Here is an 18,102-nt window from a genome sequence, read left to right as displayed (position 1 = left end):
CTACATGGCCAACGTCACCTACTTGCGCTCCATCGCCAATAACACGCCTTATACCCTGACCCTGATCGACGGTGAAAACCGCAGCAACAGCCTGGCAGTCGGTGCCCAGCACGTCTGGAATGGCTCGCTGGCCATCCCGTGGATCGGCAGATCGACTGAGAACCACAAGGCCTTGCGCCTGATCCTCGGCCCGTCTGCCGACACCAGCATCTGGTTATTCCAGGATTACTGGCAACCTGCGCACATGGACGCGGTCAAGTGCATTACCGCCTCCTCCATGGAATACACCAGCGAAGAAGTCATCGAAGTCACCGGCGATAATCGCGGTGGCGGCAACAAGAACCTGATCGTCAACCTGGTCAACCGACACTTCATGCTCTATATGGCCTGACCAACCGCGCTCGCAGCGATTTCATCAAGCAAACGCAAATTGCTCTTATTCAATGATCCTGGGCCTGCTAAGCTGCACGCCGGTTTTTCGCTCACGCCCAGGATTCTCGATGTCCTTGTCGCTGTCCCGACTCCTTCCCTTGCTGCTGGCCTTGGCCTTGGCCGCCTGTGACGACGCCCCGCGTTTCACTCACGCCGAGCCCGGCGAAGCGTTGTCGGGTGGCCAGGCGACCGTGCAGCGCAGCGACCGCAATGCCTATTCCCTGCCCTCGGCCAACCTCTCGCCAGCGCTGCGCCTGGACTTCGCCGTTGGCAACAGCTTCTTTCGCAACCCCTGGGTGATCGCGCCGTCAACCACCACCGCGCGTGATGGTCTGGGCCCGCTGTTCAATACCAACGCCTGTCAGAACTGCCACGTGCGCGATGGCCGTGGCCACCCGCCAGAGCCGGGCGACAGCAACGCGGTGGGTATGCTGGTACGCCTGTCGATCCCCGACCAACCCTACCTGGCCAAAGTGATCGAGCGCCTCGGCGTGGTGCCAGAACCTGTCTACGGTACCCAGTTGCAGGACATGGCCATCCCCGGCGTGGCGCCCGAAGGCAAGGTGCGGGTGAGCTACACCCACGAAACCGTGTCATTCAAGGACGGCCACCAGGTCGAGCTGCGCAAGCCAGCCCTGCAGATCACCCAGCTCGGCTATGGAGTGATGCACCCCGACACGCGTTTTTCTGCGCGGGTGGCACCACCGATGATCGGCCTGGGCCTGCTTGAAGCGATCCCCGAAGCCGACCTGCTGGCCAACGAAGACCCGGACGACCGTAACCGCAATGGCATCCGCGGGCGGGCCAACCGTGTATGGGACGACGCCCAGGGCAAAACAGTGATCGGCCGCTTCGGCTGGAAAGCCGGGCAGCCCAACGTCAACCAGCAGAACGTGCACGCCTTTGCTGGCGACATGGGCCTGACCAGCACCCTGCTGCCCAACGACGATTGCACTCCGGCACAAACCGACTGCCTGGCTGCGCCCAACGGCGACGGTGCCGATGGCGAGAAAGAAGTCAGCGACAACATCCTGCGCCTGGTCACGTTCTACACCCGCAACCTGGCGGTGCCGGCCCGCCGCGACGTCGGCTCGCCACAGGTGCTGGCGGGCAAGAACCTGTTCTACCAGGCGGGTTGCCAAGGTTGCCACACACCGCAGTTCACCACCGCCGCCGATGCCACCGAACCCGCATTGGCCAACCAGGTCATCCGCCCCTACAGCGACCTGCTGCTGCATGACATGGGCCCGGGGCTGGCCGACGAGCGCACCGAATTCGCCGCCAACGGCCAGGACTGGCGTACGCCGCCACTGTGGGGCATCGGCCTGAGCGAAACGGTCAGCGGCCATAGCCAGTTCCTGCATGACGGCCGCGCCCGCAACCTGCTTGAGGCCGTGCTGTGGCACGGTGGCGAAGCCGAGGCGGCACGCAATTTCGTACTCACTTTCGATGCCGAGCAGCGCGCTGCGTTGCTCGCGTTCCTGAACTCACTTTAAACGCGCAAAGGAGCCGGGCATGTTCCGACCCAAACTGTTGTTCACCAGCCTCGCCGCACTCGCCCTCGGTGCCTGCTCGCCACAAGACCCGCAAGCAGTGACCTCCGCCGCCATCGCCAACCAGGTGATCCTGCCTACCTACAGCCGCTGGGTCGAAGCCGACCGTACGCTGGCTGCCAGTGCCCTGGCCTATTGCGAAGGCAAGGAAAGCCTGGACAAAGCCCGCGCCGACTTCCTCAATGCACAAAAAGCCTGGGCCGAGCTGCAACCGCTACTGGTCGGCCCGTTGGCTGAAGGCAACCGCGCCTGGCAGGTCCAATTCTGGCCTGACAAGAAAAACCTGGTCGGCCGTCAGGTCGAGCAGTTGGTCAACGGCGACAAGCCGGTTGATGCTGAGGCTTTGGGCAAGTCCAGCGTAGTGGTACGTGGCTTGTCGGCCTATGAGTACATCCTGTTCGACAGCAAGCCGGACATCGCCACTGCCGAACAGAAAGCCCGCTACTGCCCGCTGCTGGTGGCCATCGGCGCACACCAGAAAGCCCTGGCAGAGGAGATTCTCAAAGGCTGGAACAGCACCGACGGCATGCTTTCGCAGATGACCAAGTTCCCCAACCAGCGCTACGCCGACTCCCACGAGGCTATCGCCGATCTGCTGCGCGCCCAGGTGACCGCCCTGGACACCCTGAAGAAGAAGCTCGGCGCACCGATGGGCCGTCAGAGCAAGGGCATCCCGCAGCCGCTGCAGGCCGAGGCCTGGCGCAGCCACAACTCGATGAACAGCCTGCAGGCCAGCCTCAAGGCCGCCGAAGCCGTCTGGGTCGGGGTAGACAACCAGGGCCTGCGCGGCCTGCTGCCCAGCGATCAGAAAGCGCTGGCGGACAAGATCGACGCTGCCTACGCAACCTCGCTCAAGTTGCTGGCCGATAACCAGAAAACGCTGGGTGAGCTGCTGGCCGACGACGCCGGTCAACAAACCCTCAACCAGATCTACGACAGCTTGAACGTCGTCCACCGCCTGCACGAAGGCGATCTGGCCAAGGCGCTGAACATCCAGCTGGGCTTCAATGCCAACGACGGTGACTGATCATGCTGCGACGCCAGGCACTCAAACTCGGTAGCGTATTGCTCAGTGCCCTCACCTTGGGCGGCTGGAGCCTGTTCCGCAACAAAGGCAGCGAACCCTTGCTGCTCTCGGCGCGTGACAACGGCAACGGCCAGCACTTTGCCGTAGGTTTTCGCCTGGACGGCACACAGGTGTTCAGCACCCAGGTCGCTCAGCGTTGCCATGCCATCATCCACCACCCCGAGCTGCCCATCGCCCTGTTCGTCGCCCGCCGCCCAGGCACCGAAAGCTACCTGATCGACCTGCGTGACGGGCGCCTGCTGCAAACAGTAACCTCGCAGCCGAACCGGCACTTCTATGGCCACGCCGTCGTGCACAAAGGCGGCGAATGGCTGTATGCCACCGAGAACGACACCACCGACCCCGGGCGCGGTGTGCTTGGCGTGTACCGTTTCGAAGGCGAACGCCTGGTGCACACCGGTGAGATCCCGACCCACGGTATCGGCCCGCACGAGGTTGCCTGGCTGCCTGACGGTGAAACGCTGGTCGTGGCCAACGGCGGTATCCGTACCGAAGCCGAAAGCCGTGTCGAGATGAACCTCGACGCCATGCAACCGAGCCTGGTGCTGATGCAGCGCAACGGCACCCTGCTGAGCAAGGAAACCCTGACCCAGCAGATGAACAGCGTGCGACACCTGGCAGTGGCCAGCGATGGCACCATCGCCGCCTGCCAGCAGTTCATGGGCGATGCCGATGAAACTGCCGAGCTGCTGGCGATCAAGCGCCCGGGCGAGCCATTCAAGGCCTTCCCGGTGCCAGAGCGGCAACTGCAAGCCATGGCCCAATACACCGCAAGCGTTGCCATCCACAGCGAGCTGCGGCTGGTGGCGCTGACGGCACCGCGGGCCAACCGCCTGTTCGTCTGGGACCTGGACAGCGGCGCGGTGCGGCTGGATGCCCCGATGCCCGACTGCGCAGGCGTTGGCGCGGTGAAGGACGGCTTTGTCGTCACCTCCGGGCAGGGCCGCTGCCGGTTCTACGATTGCCGCAAGGCCGAACTGGTCGGGCAACCGATGAACCTGCCGTCCGGCTTCTGGGACAACCACCTGCATCTCGTCTGATTGTTCCGTTGCATTCACTGGCCTTCTCGCGGTTAAAGCCGATCCCACAGGGTTCTACACAGTCCCTGTAGGAGCGGCTTTAGCCGCGAAAAGGCCGGCACAGGCATTTCACCCCCCCACCTCCGGAAAAACAGTCAATACTTCCCCCATCCACACGTGGGCAGGATCGCCCGTTGTCGTGTAGAAGCGAATAACAATTGCATCCAAGGAACCGGACCTATGCTGCGCCGCCGCATGCTCATCATGTTGGCCGTGGTTCTGCTGATCGTGCTGGCCCTGGGGGGTTACAAAGCCTTCTCGATCTACCAGCAGATCCAGATGTTCACTGCCCCCAAGCCCCCTATCACCGTGGCGGCTGCCATGGCTGAACAGCGCCCGTGGCAAGAGCGCCTGCCCGCTGTCGGCAGCCTCAAGGCGCTGCAGGGCGTGGATCTGAGCCTGGAGGTGGAAGGCATCGTCAAATCCCTGCACTTCGACTCAGGCCAGCAGGTCAAGGCCGGGCAACTGCTCTTGCAGCTCAACGACGATCAGGAAACAGCCCTGCTCGGTACCGCCCTGGCCGACCTGGGCCTGGCCAAGGTCGACTTCGGCCGTGGCAGCCAGCTGGTGGGCGATTCGGCCATCTCCCGCGGCGAGTTCGACCGCCTTTCCTCCCAGTACCGGCGCAACCAGGCAGTGGTCGAGCAGCTTAAGGCGCAGAAGATCAAGAAACGCATCAATGCACCTTTCAGCGGCACCATCGGCATCCGCCAGGTGGACATCGGCCAGTACCTGGCCGCCGGCACTGTGATCGCCACCCTGCAAGACACGTCCAGCCTGTACGTAGACTTCAACGTGCCGGAACAGGCCCTGCCACAACTACGCCTGGGCCAGCAGGTGCTGGTGCAAGTGGCCGCCTACCCGGGTCAGCGCTTCCCCGGCAGCCTCAGCGCCATCAACCCCAAGGTCGAGGAAACCACGCGCAACCTGCTGATACGCGCCACCCTGGCCAACCCCGACGGCAAACTGCTGCCAGGCATGTTCGCCAGCCTGTTGATCCTGCTGCCCAACCCGCAACCGCAAGTGGTGGTGCCGGAAAGCGCCATTACCTACACCCTGTATGGCAACTCGGTATATGTCGCCTCACCGAAAAAGGACAAGGACGGCAAGCCGGAATACGACGACAAGGGCCAACCCCAGCTGGTCGCCGAACAGCGCACGGTAAAGACTGGCGAGCGCCGAGACGGCGTGGTTGTAGTCAGCGAAGGCCTGCAGGCCGGGGAACAGGTGGTCACCGCCGGGCAGCTGAAACTCACACCCGGTGCCGCAATACGCATTGGCCAGGACAACGCCCTCAAGCCCGAACCGGGCGCAGCGGCCAAGGACTGACAGGAGGCTGGCATGGCGTTCACCGACCCGTTCATCCGCCGCCCGGTGCTGGCCAGCGTGGTCAGCCTGCTGATTCTGCTGCTCGGCTTCCAGGCCTGGAACAAGCTGCAGATCCGCCAGTACCCGCAAATGGAAAACGCCCTGATCACGGTCACCACCGCCTACCCCGGGGCCAACGCCGAAACCATCCAGGGCTATATCACCCAGCCATTGCAGCAAAGCCTGGCCAGCGCCGAAGGCATTGACTACATGACCTCGGTGAGCCGGCAGAACTTCTCGATCATTTCCATTTACGCGCGCGTTGGCGCCGACAGCGACCGGCTGTTCACCGAACTGCTGGCCAAGGCCAATGAGGTGCGTAACAAGCTTCCCCAGGACTCAGAAGACCCGGTACTGAGCAAGGAAGCTGCCGACGCCTCGGCGCTGATGTACGTCAGCTTCTACAGCAAGGAAATGAGCAACCCGCAGATCACCGACTACCTGTCACGTGTGATCCAGCCCAAGCTGGCCACTTTGCCGGGCATGGCCGAGGCGGAGATCCTCGGCAACCAGGTGTTCGCCATGCGCCTTTGGCTGGACCCCGTGAAGCTGGCCGGCTTCGGCCTTTCGGCTACCGACGTGACCAATGCCGTACGCCGCTACAACTTCCTTTCCGCCGCTGGCGAGGTGAAAGGCGAATACGTGGTCACCAGCGTCAACGCCAGCACCGAACTGAAGTCGGCCGAGGCGTTCGCCGCCCTGCCGCTCAAGACCAGCGGTGACAGCCGCGTGCTGCTGGGCGATGTGGCGCGGGTCGAGATGGGCGCAGAAAACTACGACACGGTCAGCTCGTTCGACGGCACCCCGTCGGTCTATATCGGCATCAAGGCCACCCCGGCCGCCAACCCACTGGATGTCATCAAGGAAGTGCGGCGCATCATGCCTGAGCTGGAAAGCCAGCTGCCGTCGGCATTGAAAGTGTCGATTGCCTACGACGCCACGCGGTTCATCCAGGCCTCGATCGACGAAGTGATCAAGACCCTGGGCGAAGCGGTGCTGATCGTCATCGTGGTGGTGTTCCTGTTCCTCGGTGCCCTGCGCTCGGTACTGATTCCGGTGGTGACCATACCGCTGTCGATGATCGGTGTACTGTTCTTCATGCAGATGATGGACTACTCGCTCAACCTGCTGACCTTGCTCGCCATGGTGCTGGCCATCGGCCTGGTGGTGGACGATGCCATTGTGGTGGTGGAAAACATTCACCGGCACATGGAAGAAGGCAAGTTGCCGTTCGACGCAGCCCTGGAAGGCGCGCGCGAAATTGCCATGCCAGTGGTGTCCATGACCATCACCCTTGCCGCCGTGTATGCACCGATCGGCTTTCTCACCGGGCTCACCGGCGCGCTGTTCAAGGAGTTTGCCCTGACGCTGGCCGGGGCGGTGGTCATTTCCGGTATCGTTGCCCTGACCCTGTCACCGATGATGTGCGCCCTGCTGCTGCGCCGGGAGCAGAATCCGAGCGGCCTGGCCCACCGCCTCGACCAGCTGTTCGAACGCCTGAAAGGGCGCTACCAGCGTGTGCTGCACGCCACCCTCGACAGCCGGCCGGTGGTGCTGGTGTTTGCCGTGATCATCCTGTGCCTGATCCCGGTGCTGCTCAAATTCACCCAGAACGAACTGGCGCCCAATGAGGACCAGGGGGTGATTTTCATGATGAGCAGCTCGCCTCAACCGGCCAACCTCGACTACCTCAACGCCTACACCGACCAGTTCACACCGCTGTTCAAGGCCTTCCCCGAGTATTACTCGTCGTTTCAGATCAACGGCTTCAACGGCGTGCAGACCGGTATCGGTGGTTTTTTGCTCAAGCCCTGGAACGAGCGCGAACGCACACAGATGGAGCTACTGCCGCTGGTACAGGCCAAACTCGAGGAAATCAGCGGGCTGCAGATCTTCGGCTTCAACCTGCCGTCGTTGCCCGGCACTGGCGAGGGCTTGCCATTCCAGTTTGTGATCAATACCGCTGGCGACTACCCGGCACTGCTGGACGTGGCCCAGCGCATCAAGACACGCGCTCAGGCATCGGGCAAGTTCGCCTTCCTCGATATCGATCTTGCCTTCGACAAGCCCGAAGTGGTGGTGGACATCGACCGGGCAAAGGCGGCGCAGATGGGGGTGTCGATGGACACCCTCGGCGGCACCCTGGCGACCCTGCTGGGCGAGGCGGAAATCAACCGCTTCACCCTTGAAGGCCGCAGTTACAAGGTGATCGCCCAGGTTGAACGGCCTTACCGCGACAACCCCGGCTGGCTGAACAATTACTACGTGAAGAACGAGCAGGGCCAGTTGTTGCCGCTGTCGACCCTGATCACCCTCACCGACCGCGCTCGCCCACGCCAGCTCAACCAGTTCCAGCAACTGAACGCTGCGATCATCCAGGGCGTCCCCATGGTCAGCCTGGGCGAGGCACTGAAGACCGTGCAGGACATCGCTCGCGAAGAGGCCCCAGAGGGCTTTGCCTTCGACTACGCCGGCGTGGCCCGCCAGTATGTGCAGGAAGGCAGCGCATTGTGGGTCACCTTCGGCCTGGCGCTGGCGATCATTTTCCTCGTGCTGGCTGCACAGTTCGAAAGCTTCCGCGACCCGTTGGTGATTCTGGTGACCGTGCCGTTGTCGATCTGTGGCGCGCTTTTGCCGCTGTTCCTGGGTGTGTCGAGCATGAATATCTACACCCAGGTCGGGCTGGTGACATTGATCGGGCTTATCAGCAAGCACGGAATCCTGATCGTCGAGTTCGCCAATCAGCTACGCGATGAGCGTGGCCTGAGTGTGCGCGAAGCGATCGAGGAAGCAGCGGCCATTCGCCTGCGGCCGGTGCTGATGACCACTGCGGCTATGGTGTTCGGCATGGTGCCGCTGATTCTGGCAACCGGGGCGGGAGCGGTCAGCCGATTTGACATCGGTATGGTGATTGCCACCGGGATGTCGATTGGCACGCTGTTTACCTTGTTTGTGTTGCCGTGCGTCTACACCCTGCTGGCGCACAAGGCGAGCGCCAAGGCACCTGCAATCGCTTGAACCGACCTGTGGGGGCGGGCTTGCCCGCGAAGAGGCCGGCAACGCAGATGCAAAAAGCCAAAGGCCCCGCAATCGCGAGGCCTCTGGCTTTTCCAGCTAACGCAGGGTTCATCCCGGTGGCCGCAACCCTTGACGCAAGCCAAACAGGAACAGCAAAAGGTCCTGGTCCGGCTCGCTTCGTGCCTGCTGCTGCGGTTTTGCATCCCGCGGCAACGCGCACTGGTCTGCCATCTCAGCCTTGCTGAACACCGTTGGCCTCGGCTCTTCCCAGGCAGCCACCGCCACGGTGGTCACCGCCAGGCCAGCTACCAGGAACAAAGCTCGAGCAATTTCTAGTTTCATTACTCTAACCCTTTGACAGCGCTGCCAAACGCCATCTTGTAAAAGTAGAGCAGTGTCTGCCATTCCGCGTCATTGAGCGACGAATGGCGGCGTAGCTGACGCAAGTCATTGCCGGCCGCACGCTGGCAGCTGATACGCCGCCTGCACTTTTCCAGGTCCAGCAGCGCCACTTCGACGCGAGCCTGCTCGCCCTCGCCGATTACCTTGATGAATACGTGCTTGCCGTACAGGCAGCCATGCTGCCAGTGCCCTAGGTGCATCCGCGCCAGGTTGTCCGCCAGGTCCTTGAGCATGCGCTCATGCACCACCTGCGGGTAACGCTCGCGGGCACCTTCGGCATGCCAGGTGTCGAGTTCGACAAAACCGTCCAGCGCTTCGCTGACCAGCAGCGCGCGCCACTGGTGCTCGGCATCGCGCTGCGCGCCACAGAAGACGATGCGCGGTACACGCACGCCCAACTGCTCGAAACTGTTCAGCGCATCGAGTTCACGCAACACGGTCGGCCGACCAAAAGGGTGCAACAGGCTGCGGTAGATATGCCCGACCTGGCGTTTGGCATACAACAGCTTGCCATCGGCATCGTTAAGGCGTTGCACGCCACTCTCGCCGCCGCGGCGCTGGTTAGGCTCCTCGACCCACTCGCCTTGCTGGCGCCAGTAAAAATCGAACTGTGCTTCCCCTTTATGGGCTACAGCCATCAAACACTACCCCTTACGCAATACATAGACCCGCCACATGGCATAGAACGGCAGGAAGTCCAGGCGTTCCTGGATTCTGAAGCCGGCGGCCCTGAATTCTTCTTCGACCGTTTCGGCAGGTAACACGAAACGGTTCTGGTAATTATCCTGTTCGGCCTTGGCGCTACGGCGCTGCTCCAGCTTTTTCCGGCGCCAGGCCTTGAAGTTGCCATCCACCCACAGACACAGGATCACGCTATCACGGCTAACCCGTTGAAATTCCGAAAGAATGGTCTTTCTGTGCGCTGCCTCGCCAATGTGATGGAACAGGCGCATGCAGAAAATGCTGTCCACGGCGTTATCTGGCAGGTCGATGGCAAATGCCGAAGTCTGCAAAGGCCGTACCCGTGCCACCACTTCTGGCGGTTGCGCCGCACAGGCGGTCTCGATCATGGCCTCGGAGTTGTCGGCACCGATGATTACCCGATTGGGCTTTTCCGCCAACAGCGGCCAGAAACGGCCCGCTCCGCATGGCAGGTCCAGTACCAAACCAGGCTCGCCCGCCAAGGCCAAGGCGCGGCGCGCCAACTGCTCATCTCGCTTGTGGGAAAGGCGTCGCGCCAGGCCGTCCTGGTGCTTGAGAAAGTACTCGCGCGCATGGTCTTTGTCGTACTTCTCGGAAAATTCAAGCTTGATGGGGCTACGCATTGGACATCTCCTGACTCCATTGCGCCCACATTAGGTATGCAAGCGTTGGAATCAGGTCATGCCAATGTGAAAAAAACGTTGAACACCATTTGACCTGATACAAGAAATTACTCGGCCAGGGCGTCCGGGTCGCCTTTGGCCACGGTGTTGCTCAGGTCCACCTGGAAGCGGCAGCCATGCGGCAAGGTGGATGTCAGGGTGACACGCCAACCCTGGTCGTCACAGATCCGCTGCACCAGCGAAAGCCCTAGCCCCAGGCCCTCGCCACGCCGTTCATCGCCGCGCACGAACGGCCTGAACATGGCCTCACGCTGCTCTTCGGGGATACCCACGCCGCTGTCCTCTACGCTGAAACCGTTGGCTTCCAGGCTCAGGCGGATATACCCACTGTCGGTGTAGTGCGCCGCATTGCGCAGCAGGTTGCCCATCACCGACTGCAGGAAGGTGGCGTTGTACAGCACAGGGCTAGCGCTCACGCGGCCATCGAAATACAGGGTGAGGCCTTTCTGTTCGATGGTGTCGCGCCACACCCCGATGAGCTCGTCGGCCACTTCGCGCAGGGTCGCCCGTGACGCCACTGCCCCCTCATCACGCTGCGCGCGGGCCAACATGAGGAAGGTCTTGACCAGCTCGCGCATTTCTTCGGTGGCCCGCGCCACGCGCTCCACCTGGCTACGCGCACGGGCATCGAGGCCGGGGTTTTCCATCAGAAGCTCACACGACGTAGCCAACACCATCAACGGCGTGCGCAGCTCGTGGCTGACGTCGCTGGTGAACAGCCGCTCGCGGGTCAGCGCATCACGCAGGCGGCCCAGGGTGTCGTCGAAAGCCACTGCAAGCTGGCCGACTTCGTCTGCCGCATAATCCGGAGCCAGCGGCGGGGCCAGGCCCAGTAGTTGATCGCGGTGGCGCACCTGACGCGCCAGGCGGATGACCGGTGCCATTACCCGACGTGCAACCAGCCAGCCAAGGATGACCGCCAACACCAGGCTGAGCACGAAGCCCACCACAACCACGGCAAACAGTACGCGCTCGCGCTCCTCGAAGTCGCTCTGGTCCTGCAGCAGTACATAACGGCGACCATCGACGATTTCGACCATGGCGTGGTAGGACAGCTGGTCTCGGAACACCTCGTGGAAACCGCGGTCGAGGTGCCGCAGGTCCTTGGGCAGCTCGAAGTCATCACGCCCGCCGCTGAAATAGAACAGCTGGTCTGGGCGAGGCCGATGACTCCAGTCACTGACGCTGTCCATACGCAACAGGCGCTGCAGATCACCGCCCAGTACCGAGGAAATCAGTCGCTCTTCGACCAGGTGCACCGTGCCGACGATACCGAATGCGAAGGCTCCGGCCACCAGCGCGCTCATCAGGGCAAAGGCGATGATGATGCGCTGGGCAAGGCTTTGCTTAAACTCCATCGCGGCCCTCGGCGAGGCGATAGCCGACGCCATGGACGGTATGCAGCAACGGTTTTTCAAACGGTTTGTCGATCACCTGGCGCAGCTGATGCACATGGCTGCGCAGGCTGTCGCTATCGGGGCAGTCGTCGCCCCACAAGGCTTCTTCCAGCACCTCGCGGCGCAGTACGTGCGGGCTTTTCTGCATCAGTACCGCCAGCAGCTTGAGGCCGACCGGGTTAAGCTTCAGCAGGCGACCCTGGCGGGTTACCTCGAGGGTATCGAGGTCGTAGCTCAGGTCAGCCACCTGCAGGGTGCGGCGCCCACCGCCCTGGGCACGGCGCAGCACCGCTTCGATGCGCGCCGCCAGCTCCGACAGGGCAAATGGCTTGAGCAGGTAGTCGTCAGCCCCAGAGCGGAAGCCCTGCAGGCGGTCGTCCAGCTGGTCACGGGCAGTGAGCATGATCACCGGCGTGTCACGGCGGGCATCTTCGCGCAGGCGCTTGCACAGGGTGTAGCCATCGATGCCTGGCAGCATGATGTCGAGTACGATCAGGTCGTAATGTTCGGTGGCAGCCAGATGCAGCCCGGACAGGCCATCCTGGGCACAGTCGACGGTGTAGCCTTTCATGCCCAGGTAATCGGCCAGGTTGGCCAGGATATCGCGGTTGTCTTCAACCAAAAGAATGCGCATCGGTTTCTCCTGTGCGGCGCTCTTCGCTGTGGTGCGCGGCAGGCGCAGCTTAAGGCCTATGCCTGCACGGTGCCAGCCCTGGGGAAAATTCACCGCACTTGACGGTTTTTTCACTGATCCTTCACGGACACAGGATAGCGGGCGGCCGACAATAGCCGATCTTTTTCGCGCCCTGGAGCCGTCATGCAGCAACGCACCCGCCCTCGCCCGATCAACTATTGGCTGTACCTGGGAATTCCCCTGGCGACTGCGCTGGCCTTGATCCTGCTGGAGCTGACTTCAGTCGACATGGATGTCGCCAACCTGTTCTTCGACCCCGCTGCCGGGCAGTTCATTGGCCGCCACAGTTACCTGTTGGAAAACATCCTGCATGACCGGGTCAAGCAAGTGGTGATCCTGTTGGGGGTGATATCGCTGCTGACCTTTGCCGCGAGCTTTTTCTGGAAGCGCCTGTTTGGCTGGCGCCGTGAACTGGGCTGCCTGGCGCTGGCACTGGGCTTGTCCACGGCGTTTGTCACGCCGCTGAAAAAAGTCACCCAGGTGCAGTGCCCTTGGAGCCTGACCCAGTTTGGCGGCACCGAAACCTACAGCAAGCTGCTGGAACCACGGCCGCCTACCGACAAGCCTGGGCTGTGCTGGCCGGGCGGGCATGCAGCGACCGGTTTCTGCCTGTTCGCCTTGTTCTTCATGCTGCGTGATCGCAAGCCGCGCCTGGCGCGGGTGGCATTTGCAGTGGCCTTGATAGCAGGGTCGGTACTGTCGGTGGGCAGGATGATGCAGGGGGCGCACTTCCTGTCGCACAATGTGTGGACGGCAGTGTTCTGCTGGTTGATCGGATTGGGGTCGTATTACCTGGTTCTCTATCGGCGGGGGCAGGCCGAGGTACCCGTCGCCGAGCGCAGCGCCGCATGAAAGAGGGGCCGCTTTGCGGCCCTTCGCACTTCAAGGCGACCCTCAGGCATGCTCGACGAACACATCAGCAAACACCTGCCCCCGCGGTACCCCTGCCATGAACATCCGCCGGGCAAACCGCTCGACACTCCCCGGTGCCCCACACAGCAGCGCCACCGTCTGGCGCGACAACAGCCGCATCCCGGCCAACGCTTCATCCACATGCTCCACCAGCACCAGCTCGACACTCACCCCGGGCAGCTTCAGCAGCTTCTCCGCCAGATAGTGCCCAGCCGGATCCCGCGCCACATGCACCACCCGGATTTCGCCCCGATGCCCCCGGCGCAACGCTTCGCGCAAGATACCCCAGAGCGGCGCCAGCCCGGTTCCCGCAGCCAGCAACCACAGCGGCCGCTCCTGCCAATCAGGGTCGTAATGAAGGGCTCCGCCTCTGAACTCCCCCAAACGCATCTGATCGCCGACCTGCAGACCACGCGCCTTGTCGCAAAAGGCACCAGGCCGCTGACAATCGATATGAAACTCGAGAAAATCGTCCTCACCCGGCAGACTGGCCAAGGAATAAGGCCGAGCAACCGCGCCTAGCCACAGCACCACGTGCTGCCCCGCCTGGTAACGCACCACCCGATCGGGGCGCAACCGCAGGCGCAATACATCGCCAAACCAGTCCAACGCACAGACCTGTGCCGGTACACCACCCAGCAAGGGGTCGTAAAGCGCCACACGCAGGTCCTCGACCACCCGGCACTGGCAAGCCAGGCGCCAGCCCTGGGCGTGCTTCTCCAACGCCAATGCCTCGGGCAAAGCGTCTGCCGGTTGCCCGTCCAGGCAATGCACCAGGCAGGCGTGGCAACTGCCGGCGCGGCAACTGTAAGGCACATTAAGCCCCGCCTCGTTGAGGGCATCGAGCAGGTTGCTGCCAATGGGCACCACCCAGCGCCGCTCGCCCACGCAAATTTCGGGCATGTTCGGTACATCTCCTGCTATCCAAGGCTCACTGTAAGCCAAGCAGCGCACACCAGCAAAATAGATGCCTACACGCTGCCGACCATGGTCCAGACCGGCCGCAGGTGTGCCGGGCACGGATGCGCGCTATACTGCCGCGCCTTTTTCCGTCGGCCTGACCTGCCGGCGCCTTGCAAGGCGCTTCGACGTGCTGGTCGGCTATGTCGAGCGTCTTTTTGAATGTTCCCGTCTTTAAGAGGAGCGCGCTGCATGACCGTGATCAAGCAAGACGACCTGATTCAGAGCGTCGCCGACGCCCTGCAATTCATCTCGTACTACCACCCCGTCGATTTCATCCAGGCCATGCACGAGGCCTATCTGCGTGAGGAATCGCCTGCTGCACGCGATTCCATCGCCCAGATCCTGATCAACTCGCGCATGTGCGCCACCGGCCATCGTCCAATCTGCCAGGACACCGGTATCGTCACCGTGTTCATCCGCGTGGGCATGGACGTGCGCTGGGACGGCGCCACCATGAGCGTCGACGACATGATCAACGAAGGTGTGCGTCGCGCCTACAACCTGCCTGAAAACGTCCTGCGCGCTTCGATCCTGGCCGACCCGGCCGGTGCCCGCAAGAACACCAAGGACAACACCCCGGCAGTGATCCACTACTCCATCGTCCCCGGCGACAAGGTGGAAGTCGATGTCGCAGCCAAGGGCGGTGGCTCGGAAAACAAGTCGAAGATGGCCATGCTCAACCCGTCCGACTCGATCGTCGACTGGGTACTGAAAACCGTGCCGACCATGGGTGCTGGCTGGTGCCCGCCTGGCATGCTCGGCATCGGCATCGGCGGTACCGCCGAGAAGGCCGCGGTCATGGCCAAGGAAGTGTTGATGGAGTCCATCGACATTCACGAACTGAAAGCCCGTGGCCCACAGAACCGCCTGGAAGAAATCCGCCTGGAGCTGTTCGACAAGGTCAACCAGCTGGGCATCGGCGCCCAGGGCCTGGGTGGCCTGACCACCGTGCTCGACGTCAAGATCATGGATTACCCGACCCACGCGGCATCCTTGCCGGTGTGCATGATCCCCAACTGCGCCGCTACCCGCCACGCCCACTTCGTGCTTGATGGCACCGGCCCGGCAGAACTGGAAGCGCCGTCGCTGGACGCCTACCCGGAAATCGTCTGGGAAGCCGGCCCAAGCGCCCGTCGCGTCAACCTCGACGACATTACTCCGGAAGAAGTGGCCAGCTGGAAGCCGGGCGAAACCATCCTGCTCAACGGCAAGATGCTGACCGGCCGCGATGCCGCGCACAAGCGCATGGTTGAAATGCTCAACCGTGGCGAAGAGCTGCCGGTAGACCTGAAAGGCCGCTTCATCTACTACGTCGGCCCGGTCGACCCGGTGGGTGACGAAGTGGTAGGCCCAGCCGGCCCGACCACTGCTACCCGTATGGACAAGTTCACCCGCCAGATCCTTGAGCAGACTGGCCTGCTGGGCATGATCGGCAAGTCCGAGCGTGGCCCGACCGCCATCGAGGCGATCAAGGACAACAAGGCCGTGTACCTGATGGCTGTTGGCGGCGCTGCCTACCTGGTCGCCCAGGCCATCCGCAAGTCGAAGGTACTGGCCTTCGCCGAGCTGGGCATGGAAGCGATCTACGAGTTCGAGGTCAAGGACATGCCGGTGACCGTCGCTGTGGACAGCAACGGCGAGTCGGTACACATCACTGGCCCTGCCCTGTGGCAGAGCAAGATTGCCGAAAGCCTGGCCGTCGAAGTGAAGTAACCTGATGTAACTGGGGCGGCGGCTTCGCGGGCAAGCCCGCTCCCACACGTACAGCGCAAGCCAGAAGGCTACGCGTTACCTGTGGGGGCGGCCTTGGCCGCGAAGAGGCCGCACTGTCATCACAGGACTCTCTCGAACTGCTCCGGCCAGTCCCGCCAGGTAAACACCTGCCCTTCCCGCCTCACCCGACGCACTTCCTGCAGATCTACCTCACACACCAGCCACTGGCTGCAGTCCGGGTTCAACTGCTCGCTCAACGCCACCACCCCATCCCCCGGCATCCCGTGATCCGGCGGCACGAACAAGCCTGCCCGGCCGATATTCTCGTCCAATGCCGGCGACCAGGGCGCCACCCCCACCGTAGGGCTCTGCAACACGGCAATCTGGTTCTCCAGGGCACGCGCCTGGGCGCCGATACGCACCCGGTGATAACCGGCTTCGGTATCGGTACAACTTGGCGCCAGGATCAGATCGGCACCACACTCGGCCAGGCGGCGGGCCAGCATCGGGAACTCGTTGTCGTAGCAGATCAGAATGCCCAAGCGCCCCAGTTCGGTTTCAAAAACTTGCAGCCCCTGGCCTGCAGCGATGTCCCACTGCTCGCGCTCGAAGCGGGTCATCATCAGTTTGTCCTGATAACCCAGCACACCTTGGGGGCCGAACAGCCAGGCACGGTTGCGGTAGCGCCCATCGCTGTCCAGCACCGGCACACTGCCCGGTTGCAGGTAGATCCCCCAGCGTCGGGCAAGGCTCTCGCACAACGCTTTCCAAGGTTCGATCAGCGGCTGGATGCCGGCAATCGAAGCCTTCAGGTCTTCCCGCTGCCCGGCATTCAGCTGGCCGCTCAGCACCAGCCCGGCGTATTCCGGCAACAGCAGCAAGCGTGCCCCCGCCTCCACCGCTTCGGCGCACAGGCCTTGCAGGTGGTCGGCGTAGGCGTCCCAGGTTTCGTGCAGCTCGATGGCGTACTGGCAGGCTGCCAGGCGGATCATATCGGCAGTGCCTTGAGCCAGAACGACATCAGCTTGTCGGAGCTTTCCTGCTCGTCCAGGTCGCGCCAGGCGTAGGTGGTACGCAGCGATGGGTCGTGCAGGAAGCCGCGGTTGCGCCAGAAGCCGTGCAGGGGTTTGTATTCGGCTGGCCGGCGCGGGTGCGCACCGGGTCGCTCGACCGCGCAGAACGCGCAGTAATCGAACTCGGCCAGTTTGTGTGCGTAGGACTCGCGCTCGATGAAGAAGCGAACCCCCAGGCCCTGACCGCGGTATGCCGGCAACACCAGCGACTCCCCGAAGTAGTACACACTGGCCGGGTCGCGCCCCTGGGCCAGGAATGGCTGCTGAAATTCGGGCGCGACATCCACCAACGGCAGGCCGGTAGAGGCGCCGACCACCTTGCCGTCGTCCAGCGCCAGCACAACCAGGCTGCGCCCGGAGCGGGCATAGTTGGCCAGGTAGTCGGCCTCGTACTCCGGGGTGCCGTCGTACAGGTAGGGGAACTCGCGGAACACAGTAAGGCGCAGGCGAGCGAGGTCATCGATGTAAGGCGCGATAGCGGCACCGTGCAACAGGCGTATTTCCATGTTTGGCGGTCGTTTTGTCGATGTGGATGACGCGCTCGGCTAAGCCGGGCTTGAGGGGAAACCCTATCATCCGAGGTAACGACCCGCCTTTTCCCTACACGACAGGAAATGTTCCATGACCGCAACCGAACTGGTAAATGCTTACTACGCCGCCTTCAACGCGGGTGACATGCCGGGCTTTCTGGCGCTGCTCAGCGAAGACGTGATCCACGACATCAACCAGGGCGAGCGTCAGATGGGCAAGGCCAGGTTCGCCGCGTTCATGGACAAGATGAACCGCTGCTACCGCGAGCGCCTGGCCGACATCGTGGTGATGCAGAACGCCGATGGCAGCCGCGCGGCGGCGGAGTTCACCGTGCATGGCCAATACCTGGCCGATGACGAAGGGCTGCCGACGGCAAACGGCCAAACCTATGTGCTGCCGGCGGGGGCGTTCTTCTATATTCACTGTGGCAAGATTGCCCGGGTGACCAACTACTACAACCTCAATGACTGGGTGGAGCAGGTTGCCTGAAGCAAC

Annotated in this window: 17 protein-coding genes; 9 read left to right on the top strand and 8 right to left on the bottom strand. The window is 62.7% G+C overall.

The window, feature by feature from the left end; translation table 11 throughout:
* Positions 1 to 4: 4 nt before the first annotated feature.
* The 6 genes from REH59_RS04695 to REH59_RS04670 all read left to right on the top strand — a co-directional run bounded on the left by REH59_RS04695 (position 5) and on the right by REH59_RS04670 (position 8,537).
* Positions 5 to 391 (top strand): hypothetical protein, encoded by a 387-nt coding sequence (locus tag REH59_RS04695; RefSeq protein ID WP_014860097.1) that lies wholly within the window; start codon positions 5 to 7, stop codon positions 389 to 391.
* A gap of 109 nt (positions 392 to 500) precedes the next feature.
* Positions 501 to 1,928 carry a di-heme oxidoredictase family protein gene (locus REH59_RS04690; protein ID WP_014860096.1) on the top strand — a complete coding sequence of 476 codons (1,428 nt, stop codon included), beginning with the start codon at positions 501 to 503 and terminating at the stop codon, positions 1,926 to 1,928.
* A gap of 19 nt (positions 1,929 to 1,947) precedes the next feature.
* Positions 1,948 to 3,012, top strand: a complete 1,065-nt coding sequence (locus REH59_RS04685) for an imelysin family protein (RefSeq protein WP_010952113.1) — start codon at positions 1,948 to 1,950, stop codon at positions 3,010 to 3,012.
* Between the two features lie 2 nt (positions 3,013 to 3,014).
* A complete protein-coding gene (locus REH59_RS04680; protein ID WP_014860095.1) occupies positions 3,015 to 4,112 on the top strand; it encodes a DUF1513 domain-containing protein in 1,098 nt (365 codons plus the stop codon).
* 219 nt (positions 4,113 to 4,331) lie between these two features.
* A complete protein-coding gene (locus tag REH59_RS04675; protein WP_014860094.1) occupies positions 4,332 to 5,480 on the top strand; it encodes an efflux RND transporter periplasmic adaptor subunit in 1,149 nt (382 codons plus the stop codon).
* Between the two features lie 12 nt (positions 5,481 to 5,492).
* Complete coding sequence (locus REH59_RS04670; RefSeq protein ID WP_014860093.1) at positions 5,493 to 8,537, top strand: multidrug efflux RND transporter permease subunit; 3,045 nt, start codon at positions 5,493 to 5,495, stop codon at positions 8,535 to 8,537.
* Between the two features lie 108 nt (positions 8,538 to 8,645).
* Here REH59_RS04670 and REH59_RS04665 read toward each other — a convergent pair whose 3' ends face one another.
* The 5 genes from REH59_RS04665 to colR form a co-directional block, all read right to left on the bottom strand.
* On the bottom strand, positions 8,646 to 8,879 hold the full coding sequence (locus REH59_RS04665; protein ID WP_014860092.1) for a hypothetical protein: 234 nt from the start codon (positions 8,877 to 8,879) through the stop codon (positions 8,646 to 8,648).
* Positions 8,879 to 9,577, bottom strand: coding sequence for a lipopolysaccharide kinase InaA family protein (locus REH59_RS04660; protein ID WP_004574440.1), 699 nt, complete (start codon positions 9,575 to 9,577; stop codon positions 8,879 to 8,881). Before REH59_RS04660 ends, REH59_RS04665 begins: the two co-directional genes overlap by 1 nt.
* 6 nt (positions 9,578 to 9,583) lie before the next feature.
* Complete coding sequence (locus REH59_RS04655; protein WP_320450402.1) at positions 9,584 to 10,264, bottom strand: class I SAM-dependent methyltransferase; 681 nt, start codon at positions 10,262 to 10,264, stop codon at positions 9,584 to 9,586.
* A gap of 107 nt (positions 10,265 to 10,371) precedes the next feature.
* On the bottom strand, positions 10,372 to 11,682 hold the full coding sequence (locus REH59_RS04650; protein ID WP_003255212.1) for a sensor histidine kinase: 1,311 nt from the start codon (positions 11,680 to 11,682) through the stop codon (positions 10,372 to 10,374).
* Positions 11,672 to 12,355 (bottom strand): two-component system response regulator ColR, encoded by a 684-nt coding sequence (colR, locus tag REH59_RS04645; RefSeq protein WP_003255215.1) that lies wholly within the window; start codon positions 12,353 to 12,355, stop codon positions 11,672 to 11,674. Before colR ends, REH59_RS04650 begins: the two co-directional genes overlap by 11 nt.
* A gap of 183 nt (positions 12,356 to 12,538) precedes the next feature.
* Between colR and REH59_RS04640 the strand changes: the two genes are divergently transcribed.
* On the top strand, positions 12,539 to 13,267 hold the full coding sequence (locus REH59_RS04640; RefSeq protein WP_014860091.1) for a phosphatase PAP2 family protein: 729 nt from the start codon (positions 12,539 to 12,541) through the stop codon (positions 13,265 to 13,267).
* 42 nt (positions 13,268 to 13,309) lie between these two features.
* On the opposite strand, the gene REH59_RS04635 is transcribed toward REH59_RS04640, so the two are convergent.
* Entirely contained in the window at positions 13,310 to 14,230 is a 921-nt protein-coding gene (locus REH59_RS04635) for an iron-sulfur-binding ferredoxin reductase (protein WP_014860090.1), read from the bottom strand.
* A gap of 249 nt (positions 14,231 to 14,479) precedes the next feature.
* Here REH59_RS04635 and REH59_RS04630 point away from each other — a divergent pair, with 249 nt between their 5' ends.
* A complete protein-coding gene (locus REH59_RS04630) occupies positions 14,480 to 16,003 on the top strand; it encodes a fumarate hydratase (RefSeq protein ID WP_003255232.1) in 1,524 nt (507 codons plus the stop codon).
* Between the two features lie 119 nt (positions 16,004 to 16,122).
* Here the strand turns inward: REH59_RS04630 and REH59_RS04625 are convergent, their stop codons facing one another.
* Positions 16,123 to 16,995 carry a carbon-nitrogen hydrolase family protein gene (locus tag REH59_RS04625; protein ID WP_014860089.1) on the bottom strand — a complete coding sequence of 291 codons (873 nt, stop codon included), beginning with the start codon at positions 16,993 to 16,995 and terminating at the stop codon, positions 16,123 to 16,125.
* Complete coding sequence (locus REH59_RS04620) at positions 16,992 to 17,582, bottom strand: GNAT family N-acetyltransferase (RefSeq protein WP_003255235.1); 591 nt, start codon at positions 17,580 to 17,582, stop codon at positions 16,992 to 16,994. Before REH59_RS04620 ends, REH59_RS04625 begins: the two co-directional genes overlap by 4 nt.
* A gap of 115 nt (positions 17,583 to 17,697) precedes the next feature.
* On the opposite strand from REH59_RS04620, the gene REH59_RS04615 reads away from it, so the two are divergent.
* Positions 17,698 to 18,096, top strand: coding sequence for a nuclear transport factor 2 family protein (locus REH59_RS04615; protein WP_003255237.1), 399 nt, complete (start codon positions 17,698 to 17,700; stop codon positions 18,094 to 18,096).
* Positions 18,097 to 18,102: the final 6 nt, after the last annotated feature.

Source organism: Pseudomonas sp. BO3-4 (genome assembly GCF_034044115.1).
In the GTDB taxonomy this organism is placed as follows: Bacteria; Pseudomonadota; Gammaproteobacteria; order Pseudomonadales; family Pseudomonadaceae; genus Aquipseudomonas; species Aquipseudomonas alloputida.
The sequence above is the reverse complement of the archived record's forward strand: the minus strand, read 5'-3'. Positions and strand labels throughout refer to the sequence as shown.